General features: G+C 54.9%; 8 protein-coding genes. 3 read left to right on the top strand and 5 right to left on the bottom strand.

Annotated features, from left to right (window positions below; translation table 11 throughout):
* Positions 1-233 precede the first annotated feature (233 nt).
* Positions 234-1,442, bottom strand: a complete 1,209-nt coding sequence (rocD, locus tag Q371_RS05980) for an ornithine--oxo-acid transaminase (protein WP_034337467.1) — start codon at positions 1,440-1,442, stop codon at positions 234-236.
* A gap of 150 nt (positions 1,443-1,592) precedes the next feature.
* Between rocD and Q371_RS05975 the strand changes: the two genes are divergently transcribed.
* Complete coding sequence (locus tag Q371_RS05975; RefSeq protein ID WP_034337464.1) at positions 1,593-2,045, top strand: Lrp/AsnC family transcriptional regulator; 453 nt, start codon at positions 1,593-1,595, stop codon at positions 2,043-2,045.
* A gap of 44 nt (positions 2,046-2,089) precedes the next feature.
* Here the strand turns inward: Q371_RS05975 and Q371_RS05970 are convergent, their stop codons facing one another.
* The 4 genes from Q371_RS05970 to dnaJ form a co-directional block, all read right to left on the bottom strand.
* Positions 2,090-3,073, bottom strand: a complete 984-nt coding sequence (locus Q371_RS05970; RefSeq protein ID WP_245618249.1) for an inorganic phosphate transporter — start codon at positions 3,071-3,073, stop codon at positions 2,090-2,092.
* A gap of 10 nt (positions 3,074-3,083) precedes the next feature.
* Positions 3,084-3,722 carry a DUF47 domain-containing protein gene (locus tag Q371_RS05965; protein WP_034337459.1) on the bottom strand — a complete coding sequence of 213 codons (639 nt, stop codon included), beginning with the start codon at positions 3,720-3,722 and terminating at the stop codon, positions 3,084-3,086.
* A gap of 131 nt (positions 3,723-3,853) precedes the next feature.
* Positions 3,854-4,813, bottom strand: a complete 960-nt coding sequence (locus Q371_RS05960; protein ID WP_245618247.1) for a ribose-phosphate diphosphokinase — start codon at positions 4,811-4,813, stop codon at positions 3,854-3,856.
* Positions 4,814-5,112: 299 nt separating this feature from the next.
* Positions 5,113-6,231, bottom strand: coding sequence for a molecular chaperone DnaJ (gene dnaJ / locus Q371_RS05955; protein ID WP_034337454.1), 1,119 nt, complete (start codon positions 6,229-6,231; stop codon positions 5,113-5,115).
* A 356-nt stretch (positions 6,232-6,587) separates the two neighbouring features.
* Between dnaJ and Q371_RS05950 the strand changes: the two genes are divergently transcribed.
* Both Q371_RS05950 and Q371_RS05945 read left to right on the top strand, forming a co-directional pair.
* A complete protein-coding gene (locus Q371_RS05950) occupies positions 6,588-8,885 on the top strand; it encodes a tetratricopeptide repeat protein (RefSeq protein ID WP_169743798.1) in 2,298 nt (765 codons plus the stop codon).
* Between the two features lie 143 nt (positions 8,886-9,028).
* On the top strand, positions 9,029-10,837 hold the full coding sequence (locus Q371_RS05945; RefSeq protein ID WP_051963403.1) for an ABC transporter ATP-binding protein: 1,809 nt from the start codon (positions 9,029-9,031) through the stop codon (positions 10,835-10,837).
* The last annotated feature ends 1 nt before the right edge of the window (position 10,838 follow it).

The raw sequence follows: 10,838 nt of genomic DNA, 5'->3' as shown, positions 1-10,838 counted from the left end.
CTGCGTGCTGTGCCTGCCTTGGGAATGCAGGTTCTCGGGCCAGATCCCTGACACGCTCTGGATGAAGGTGCGTCTGAAAACGCACGCTAGAAAAGTATTCTTTCATTGATGGTCACAGGGGTCAAGGGGAGGACTAGGCATAGTTGATGAAGTGGGTCAACTTTTGGCTGGTCTACTTGTGAAAACAGAAGACCCGTTGTGAGGATCTTCTGTCTGGGTTTGCATGAAGTTTTTCAGACCAGCACTTTTTCAGAAGCTGTCAACACCGCTTTAAACTCTGACACAATCAAATCCAGTTCGGCCTGCTCGATCACCAGAGGAGGGGCAATCCGGATCACATTCACGTGGGTTTCTTTGCACAGGATTCCCCGTTCACGCAGGGCTTCACAGTATTTGCGGGCGGGCTCTTTCAGGACCAGACCGATCCAGAGTCCTTTGCCCCGCACAAAATCAATGATGGGGCTGTCGATTTTTTCCAGCTCTGCTTTGAGGTAAGCCCCCAGTGTTCTGGAACGTTCGATCAGCTTTTCTTCTTGCAGGACTTTCAGGGCTTCTCGGGCCACCGCTGCGCCCAGAGGGTTTCCGGCAAAAGTGGAACCGTGGTCTCCGGGTTTGAAGAGGCCCAGCACCTTCTGGTCTGCCACCACCGCGGAAACCGGATAAAAACCACCGGAAAGGGCTTTCCCCAGAATCACCATGTCAGGACGCACCCCTTCATGGTCGCAGGCAAAGCGGGCTCCGCTGCGCCCAAGACCGGACTGGATTTCATCGGCAATGAACAGGATGTTGTGCTGATCGCACAGTTCGCGCACCTCTTTGAGGTAGCCCTCTGGGGGAATGATCACGCCCCCCTCCCCCTGAATGGGTTCCAGCAGGATGGCTGCGGTGCTGGGGTTGATGGCGGCTTTCAGGGCTTCAATGCTGCCGTATTCAACGGCCACAAAGCCGGGCGTGAACGGTCCAAAGTCCTGTTTGTACTGGGCTTCCGTCGAGAAAGACACCACTGTGGTGGTCCTCCCGTGAAAATTGCCATTGGCCACAATGATCTGGGCCTGATCACTTGCAATTCCCTTGACCTGATAGCCCCATTTGCGGGCTGCTTTGATGGCGGTTTCCACAGCCTCTGCTCCGGTGTTCATGGGGAGGGCCATTTCATAACCGGTGAATTCGCAGAGTTCTTTCAAAAACAAACCCATCTGGTCGTTGCGGAACGCTCTGGAGGTCAGTGTGACTTTGCTGGCCTGCTCGGTCAGGGCTTTCAAAATTCTGGGATGGCAGTGTCCCTGATTGACTGCACTGTAGGCACTCAGACAATCGAGGTATTTTTTGCCTTCCACATCGTGCACCCACACCCCCTCGCCCCGTTCGATCACCACGTCCAGAGGATGGTAGTTGTGTGCGCCGTAACCCTCGTCCAGCAAAATGAAATCTTGTGTTTTCATGGGAAGCCTCCAAAAAATCCTCCAGAGCATGCTGGAGGACCTGTTGTGTGTTGTCTGTTATTGTAAAGATAAATATTTGCCGTGTACATCGGAAAAACCAGCCTAAACGTGTCATAAACTTTCAAATCCAAAGAAAGCAGAGGTCAAAACATGGAATTCAAAGCCCTCGATCAGGTGGATCTGAAACTCCTGCGCCTGTTGCAAGAAAATGCCCGCCTGAGTTACTCGGATCTGGCAAGGCATGTGGGCCTCACCGCCCCCGCCGTCACCGAACGCATTCGCAAACTGGAACATGCAGGCATCATTCAGGGATATCAAGCGAGCCTTGACCTGAGGCAACTTGGCTTCGATGTGCAAGCCCTGATCCTCATTGAGGTGGCTTACAAAGACGAGCAGGCGTTCATGCGCTACGTCAAAGAAAAAAGAGCCGTGCTGGAATGCCATCACCTGCTCGGGCAAAGTGCTTTTTCCCTGAAGGTGTGCGTGCAAAAGATGCTGGATCTGGAAGCCCTGATCCGCGAACTCATGAAATTTGGCCAGACCACCACCCACATTCTGCTTTCAGAAGTGGTGCGCCAGAGCCCAGTGGACCTTCAGCCCTGAAAACAAAGAAGCACCCTCTGGGGGTGCTCTGGAAGTACGGGTTCTCAGTTGAACAGGTGGATGATTTTGAAGCTGAGGTAACCAAACACAATGCAGGTGGGGATGGTGATCACCCATGCCGACACGATGCGTCCAGCCATGCCCCAGTTCACTTTGCTGGCCCCTTTGGAGGTTCCAACCCCCATGATGGCCGTAGAGATCACGTGTGTGGTGGACACTGGAATCCCGAGGCGACTGGCGGTTTCAATGATGGTGGCGGCACTCAGTTCTGCCACGAAACCATCGACAGGCTTCAGGTCCACCACTTTGTGCCCCATGGTTTTGATGATTTTCCAGCCCCCCATGGCGGTTCCCAGACCCATGGCACTCGCAGCGGACAGCACGACCCAGAGGGGCACCCCCCACTCTTCACCTTTCCAGCCGTAGTAGGCGGCCAGAGCCATGGTGATGATCCCCATGGTTTTCTGGGCATCGTTGCTGCCGTGGCTGAAGGCCATGAAGGCTGCAGACACGATTTGCAGTTTGGAGAACACCCGGCTGACGGTTCTGGGACGCCAGCGGGCAATCACCCACAGCAGAATCGCCATCAGGATGATGGGAATCACAAAGCCCAGAGCAGGGGAGGACACCAGACCGGTCAGGGTTTTCTGAACCCCTTTGAAGGTGATGGCTTGCCATCCACCAGAGGCCACGCCAGCCCCCACAATGGAGAACACCAGTGCGTGGCTGGAGCTGCTGGGAATGCCTTTCCACCATGTCAGGAGGTTCCAGACAATGGCAGAAAGCAAAGCTGCACCGACCAGTTCAAGGGTGGCCAGCTCTGGGCGCACGATGTCTTTGCCCACCGTTTTGGCCACGGCGGTGCCGGTCAGTGCACCGACCACGTTCAGCACCCCTGCCATCAAGACAGCCTGACCCGGTGAAAGCACACGGGTGGCCACACTGGTGGCAATGGCGTTGGCGGTGTCGTGGAACCCGTTGATGAAATCGAAGGCCAACGCCAGCACCACGATTGCAATGAGACCCATCAAGGCAGCTTCAGGCATTTTTCAACAGGATTCCTTCGATGGTGTAGGCCACGTCCTGCGCACGGTCGGTGGCGTCTTCCAGGTACTGGTAGAGTTCTCCCCAACGGATGGAGGAGATCACACCTTTGATGTCGGTGGCGTTGTCGTACAGCTTGGAGAGCACGTCGTCCAGAATTTTGTCGCCGTCGTCTTCCAGAGAGGTGACGGTGCGGACCACTTTGCGCAGGTTCTCGGTTTGCTTGGTGTCGATCAGCATGTGCATGGCATCGGCCATGGCAGCGGTCTGGTCCTGAATGATGTGGGCCAGACGCTGTGCCTCGGGGGTGGGGGCAGGCATGCGGTACAGCCACATGCGGCGGGCAGCCTCTTCGATGGAATCGACCAGATCGTCCAGACGGCTGGCCAGCACCATGATGTCGTCCCGGTCAAAAGGGGTCACGAAAGTGGTGGTCAGGGCGTTGGTCAGGTCGTGGGTGACTTTGTCTCCGGCATGTTCCAGATCGCGGATTTTGCGAACTTTGGCTTCCACATCGGTGTAATTGTCCATCAGATCGGCAAGGGCTTTGGCCGTCTCGTGGGCGTTTTTGGCCGATGTGACGAACAACTGAATGAACTCGGGGTTTTTGGGCAGAAAGCGTGAAAAAACCATGACATTCAGTATATACACTATTTTGTTTGGCGCATGTCCCAATTGACATGGAAGTCAAAAGCCATCCCCGGCTTCAAGACCGGGGATGGTTCAAAATCCAGCGATTGAATCAAACCGTTGGTTCAAGACATTCAATCAAACAAGGAAGAAACAGACTCACCAGAGTGAATGCGCTGGATGGCCTCTGCAAACAAGGGGGCCACGGTCAAGACCTTCAGTTTCTTGCCCTGTTCCATCTTCCACTCGGGAACTTCGACGGTGTTGGTGCTGCACACTTCCACAGCATCCAGTTTGGCGATGCGCTCAATGGCAGGACCGACGTACACGCCGTGGGTGACGGCCACGTACACTTCGGTGGCACCTGCGTTTCTGGCCACGTTGACGGCCTCGACCAGAGAACCCGCAGTGGAGATCTCATCGTCGACCACGAAGACTTTGCGGCCTTTCACATCACCGATGAGGCCTCGGGCTTGCACGTTGGTGTCGGACAGACGGCGTTTATCAATGAAAGCCAGGTTGGCGTTCAGGCGACGGGCCAGCGCGGAGGCACGTTTGATGTCTCCGGCATCGGTGGCCAGCACCACACCATCTTGCACATTGTCGATGTGGGTGATCAGGTGGTTGGCGATCACCACTTCGGAAGACAGGTGGTCCACAGGCACTTTGAAGAAGCCGTGCACCTGTGGGCTGTGCAGGGTCATGGTCAGCACCCGATCTGCACCAGCGGTCTGAATCAGGTCGGCAACCAGACGGGCAGAGATGGAGATGCGGGGCTCGTCTTTTTTGTCGCTTCTGGCGTAGGAGTAATAGGGAATGACTGCAGTGACGCGGTAGGCGGAAGCACTCTTGGCCGCGTCAATCATCAGCAGCAATTCCATCAGGTTGTCGCTGGTGGGGGCGCTGAGGGCTTGCACAATGAACACATCGGCTTCACGCAGGGATTCCTGATAACGCACGATGATGTTGTCATTGTTGAACTTCTGGGTTTCACTGTTGCCGAGGGTGATGCCCAGGTTGTCACAGATTTCCTGTGCCAGTGCTTTGTTGCTTTGACCTGAAAACACTTTCAGGGGACGTTGATTCAGAAACACCTTGAGAACCTCCAGAGGTCGTGGGCTCAGTTCTTAAAAGACCGCTAGTTAGCATAAATCATTTGAGCCTGAGGGTGCTAGTAGACGTCTGGTTGAAATGCGGAGAATGGGGCTTTGTTTGATCAGGGGCCAAGGGCCGAGAGCCGAGGGCATCAGCAAGCTTTGGCCACAGCGATCAAGGGCGTAGCACGCTACGCCCCTACAGGTTCTCTTGACCATTTTTTTACGGATGGCATGATGCTCTTGGCCCTCGGCATCAGGGCAAGACACGCCAAGCCCCATAACAATGCCCCCGAGTTTCAATCCCCTCTAAACGCCTTGCCCAGCTTCTCGAAGAAACCCTCTTTGTGGTCGTCTGGATGCTCGCCCATGACTTTGGCGTAAGCTTCCAGATGGGCACGGGCCTCTTTGGAAAGTTTGCTGGCACTCGGGATGTTGACTTTGAAGTGGACGCACAGGTCGCCGTTGCCGCCCCCCTGCAAGCGGGGCATGCCAATGTTGCGCAGGCGGATGTAATCCCCATGCTGGGTGCCGGGTTTGATTTCCACTTCTTTTTCGCCTTCAAGGGTGGGCACCTTGATTTTGCCCCCAAAAATGGCTTCGGTGATGCCCAGTTCAGCGATGTAGTGGAGGTGTTCCTCTTCGCGTTTCAGGTGGGGGTGGGGTTTTAAAGTGAGGTGCACATACAGGTCGCCGGGACCGCCGGGGCCCTCGTTGCCCTGTCCGGTCACCCGCAGGCGGTAACCGCCGTCGATGCCTTTGGGGAGTTTGACTTTGATTTTCTCGGTTTTGATGACCCGACCCCGGCCTTTGCACTTTTTGCAAGGATCGGTGATCAAAACACCTTCGCCGCGGCAGGTCTGGCAAGGCTGCTCGGTGACAAAAGAACCCAGAATGGTGCGCTGTTGTTGCCTGACCACACCCGAGCCATTGCAGGTGGTACAGGTTTTGGGGGTGCTGCCCGGTTCGCTGCGGGTTCCATTGCAGGCATCGCAGGTGACCAGACGGTCCACGTCCACTTCGATTTCGGCCCCATCGCGGGCTTCTTCGAGGGTGATTTCGGCGTCCACCTGAAGGTCTTCGCCTCTGGGCTGCATGTTGCCGCGCCGTCCGCCCCCTCCGAAGAAAGCATCTCCAAAGAACTGGGAGAACAGGTCTTCGACGCTGAAACCCCCGGCCCCTCCGGGACCACCGGGCATGCCACCGGTCTGGGGTTCACTGCCAAAACGGTCGTAGTGGGCGCGTTTCTCTGGGTCTGAGAGCACGGCGTAAGCGTTGTTGATCTGGGCGAATTTTTCCTGTGCGCCTTCTTCCTTGTTCCGGTCCGGGTGGTACTTGAGGGCCAGAGCACGGTAAGCGCGCTTGATTTCTTCTTGTGAGGCGTCTTTTTCCACACCAAGGATTTGGTAGTAATCCATACCTGTACTTTACACTACCACACTCAAGCTTTATGAGGCAGATGGCATGGGGTTTTTGCAGAAGGCAGCGTTCAGCGGTCAGCCATCGGCATTCAGCGAACAAAAACAAAGGTGATGTGCCCTTCGGTCAGTGTTTGGAAGGGGATTTTGCAGGCTGATGGGTCAGGAAAGCCCTTTGTGTTTCTGCTGAAAACGACAACTGGGCCCCTTTCTTAACTTGGAAGGACCAAAGTTCAAACCGAAAGGGTGTGCCGGCAACCCTGAGATTTCTTGCAGAAATCCTGATCCACATGGGCTATCTTCCTGAAATGTCTTTTCGCTGGCTGTTGCCCTTGTTTTTGATGTTCACTTTCTCCATGACCTACCCACAAAGTTATCAAGAGGCCCAGAACGCCTACCGCAACCAGAAGTTTCAGGAAACGGTTCAGATCCTCAACCTTCATCTGAAAGAGTTTCCACAGGACCACGATGCCCGCATTTTGCTGGCCTTTGCCCACTATCAATTGCAGGATTTTCCTCTGGCCCTGAAAGCCCTGCAGGAGGTTCCTGAAACCGATCCCGACGCTGCCTATTTGCGGGCCTTGATTCTGGGCCGACAGGGTCAACCAGAAGCAGCCAGAGTTTTGCTGGAAAAGATCCTTGAGCAGCACCCAGACCGCAAAGACATTCAGGCTGAACTCCTCAAATATCCTCGCACTTACACCGAAAAAGACCTGAAGCCCTACCAGAGGCCTGCTCGGCTCCAAATGCCTTACCTGCTGAACAGCAAGGGCTTTCAGGACCGCTCTGGGAAATCCATTGAAGTGAAGGGGATGAATTTTGGGGTGGCTTTGCCCGGCAAATTCCCCTCAGAGTTTCCAGAGAAGGCTTATTTTCAGCAGTGGATCCAGTTGACCGCAGACATGAACGCCAATGTGATCCGGGCGTACACCATCCTCCCTCCTGCTTTTTATGAGGCCTTGTTGCAACACAACAAGGCCCATCCCAAAAATCCGCTGTACCTGATTCATGGCGTCTGGACCGAACTCCCTGAGAACGACGAATACCGGGGTGCTTTTGAGGAACAGTTTTTCAAAGAAGCCCGGGATGTGATCAATGTGGTGCATGGAAGGGCCGCCATTCCTCCGGTGCCCGGTCATGCTTCAGGGCTGTACCAGAGCGATGTGAGCCCCTACCTGCTCGGGATCATTGTGGGCAGAGAGTGGGAGCCTTATTCGGTGCTGGCGTTCAACCAGTTGGCACCGGATTTCACCTCTTATCAGGGCAGGTTTTTGCAGACCCGTGGAGCGTCACCAATGGAAACCTGGCTTGCCCGCATCATGGACCGCATGGTGGCTTATCAGGTGGACACCTACAACCAGCAAACGCCGATTGCCTTCACCAACTGGCCCACACTGGACCCTTTGACCCACACCACCGAAACCACCAGAGATGAAGAAAATGCCATCAGGCGCAAGCTTGGAGAGCAGTTTGAGAAACCTCTGGTCAATGAATTCAACAACGATGAGGTGGGTGTCGATGCCCTGAACATCAAGCCCACACCTGCGTTTCAGGCCGGACAGTTTGCGTCTTACCACGCTTATCCTTACTATCCGGATTTCATGAATCTGGACCCCGAGTACAGCAAGCACCCAGTGTCCAACTATCAGGGGTATCTGGAAAATCTGAAAAAGCATCACGGCAGCATGCCCCTCCTGATCTCGGAAATCGGGGTCCCGAGCAGCAGAAGTGTGGCGCACTTTCAGAATCAGGGCTACACCCACGGTGGACACAGCGAAGCTGAACAGGCGCGCATCAACAGGGTCCTTTTCCAGCAGATCCGTGATGCTGGACTGGCAGGAGGCATCATGTTTGCCTTGCTGGACGAGTGGTTCAAGCACAACTGGCTTTACATGGATTTTGAATTGCCTGCAGAACGAAATCCCCTCTGGCACAGCGTCATGGATGCTGAACAGAACTATGGGGTGCTCTCTGCCGAAGATGCCAGAGAAGTGACCCTGTGTTCCCCTCCGCCCAAAGGGGCCACATTGCTTGAAGATGGGGTGAAAACGCTTGCCACAGCAGCATATCTGCACCTCTGGTTGCCCACCACCTCTGACACGGAGTTCTGGCTGGACACCCACCCCGAGGAAGGGTTTGAGTATCAGGTGAACATCCGCACCTCTGGAACTTCAGAAATCCGTGTCAATGCGGCTTACGCTCCATTCGTTGAGGTGCAGGACGGCAGTTACCAGACCCTGATTTTCAACCGAACCGCCAGACCTCGGGCAGGAGAACCGTTTGTTCCCATCGTTTCACAGCCGAATCGATTGCGCTTTGGTCGGGAGGGCACGCTGTATCCCAGAAAACTGGATTTTCCGGGCGTCCTGAAAGCAGGCGATGAACGCTCTGGTCGGGATGCCACCAGAGATTACTGTGTGGCAGAAGGTTTCACCCATGTGCGTTTGCCCTGGACCCTGATCCATGTCACCGATCCGAGTTCCCGATCTGTGTTGGACCTCACGCGTGATGAAGGGTTCGTGCAAGTGAAAGACCTGAAACTCAAGTGGCAAGGCAAAACCCAATCCTTCACATGGGACACTTGGGAGAATCCACCTTTCAAATTGAGGGTCAAGCCTGTTTTTGAAACCATGAAGGACTTCTGGAAGCCGTAACCCCTCGCTTCTGAAACCCACAATGACTTGTCCTTTGATGGCTTCATTGTAACACGGGTCCATTCAAATGCAAATCTGCCAAATGTGCAATACAGCACGCACATTTCTTGCCCTATACTGCAATCTCCTGCGGAGGTGCAGCAATGGCAGCAATCAAAAAGGGCCAACATTTGAAAACCCGTGTTGTTTTGTTTTATCGGTCTTACCATTTGATGTTTCAATCCAGACCCACCGAAACCAGCTTGCTTTTTGTGTTGATGGTGCTTCAAGGCAGCATTCCCGCTCTGGTCACCCACCTGTCCAAAATCACCCTTGATGCTTTGCTGCAATTGCAACATCAGGGCACCGAACAGGTCTTGTGGATTCTGGTGTGGTGGGGGTGCACCGTGCTCCTCGGGCAACTGCTGGAACCTTGGACCAGTTACCTGATCGCTCAACTGAACGAGCACAACACCGCCCACATCAACCAGAGACTGGTTGCAAAAGCCAACAGTTTTCAAGGGCTGGAACCCTTCGAAAACCCGGCGTTCTCTCAGGATCTGGACGTCCTGAACCGGATGTCCAGCCACAAACCCCTGAATTTGCTGGTCTCCAGCGTGAGCGCCTTGCGTGCCCTGATCACCCTGACCGGACTGATGCTTCTGGTGGGTTCTCTGGTGTGGTGGATGCCTTTTTTGCTGATTGCATGCAGTTTGCCGGGCATTTACAAAAACACCGCTTTGCGGGCCACCGGATGGAAAGGGTTGATGTCCACACGCAAGGAAGCTCTGGAAATCAACTATTTTCGCAGTTTGCTCACACAGGAAGCCAGTGCCAGAGAAGTGCGCATTTATGGTCTGGGCACCGAGTTTGAACGTCGACTCATGGGGGCTTTTCACCAGTTGCAGCAGGTGATGGGCAAAGACCGCCTGCGACTCGCCAGAGAACCCATCCTGACGGTTCTGCTGAGCACCGCTGCGGGCGTGTTTGCTTTTGGACATGTGGTGCTGTTGGCCATGCAGCAAAAAATCACGGCAGGCAGCATCGTGGTGGTGGTGCAGGCCCTGACCCTCATCCACAACTTGCTGAACGACTTCACCGTTTACTGGTCCCTGACCGCGGAGCACATCCTGTACTTTGAGAAGTTGTTTCGCTTTCTGGACAGCGAAGACCCCCTCTCCAGGCCCAAAATTCCTCTGAAAGCCCCAGAGGTGCTCCAGCAAGGCATCCGTTTTGAAGGGGTGGGTTTCGCATATCCAGACGGGCGCAAAGTGCTTTCTGATGTGTCATTCACCCTTCATGCAGGAGAGACCGTTGCTCTGGTCGGAGAGAATGGCGCAGGAAAAAGCACACTGGTCAAACTGCTGTGCCGCTTTTACGACCCCACCTCGGGAAGGATCTGGATTGATGGGGTGCCCCTCAATCAACTGGACGTGCAGGATTGGAGGTCCAGAATGGGAGCGGTCTTTCAGGACTTCGGCAAATACCACCTGACCGTGCAGGACAACGTGATGCTCGGAGACCTGAAACACACTGACCCTCAAAAGGCAGAAGTCGCCCTGATCAACAGCGGTTTTCCATTGGAGGTCTTGCCAGAAGGCACCTCGACCCGGCTCGGGAAATCGTTTGGCGGAACCGAACTCTCGGGAGGGCAGTGGCAAAAACTCGCCATAGCCAGAGCCTTTTACCGCAACCCTGACCTCCTGATTCTGGACGAGCCCACCGCAGCCATTGATCCCAGAGCCGAACACGAACTCTACGAGCAGTTTGCCCGCCTTGCCGAAGGCAAAACCGTGCTCATGGTGACCCACCGTCTGGCCTCCGTGCAGATGGCAGACCGGATTCTGGTGCTCAAAGCAGGATGCCTGATCGAACAGGGCACCCATCAGGAATTGCTGGCTCTGGATGGAGAGTACGCGGCCATGTTCAGGTTGCAGGCAAAGCATTACCAGTTGGCGGAGGAATTTGTCTAAA

This window comes from Deinococcus misasensis DSM 22328 (assembly GCF_000745915.1).
GTDB lineage: Bacteria > Deinococcota > Deinococci > Deinococcales > Deinococcaceae > Deinococcus_C > Deinococcus_C misasensis.
Note: the sequence above shows the minus strand (reverse complement) of the source record. Positions and strands in the feature narration are given on the sequence as shown.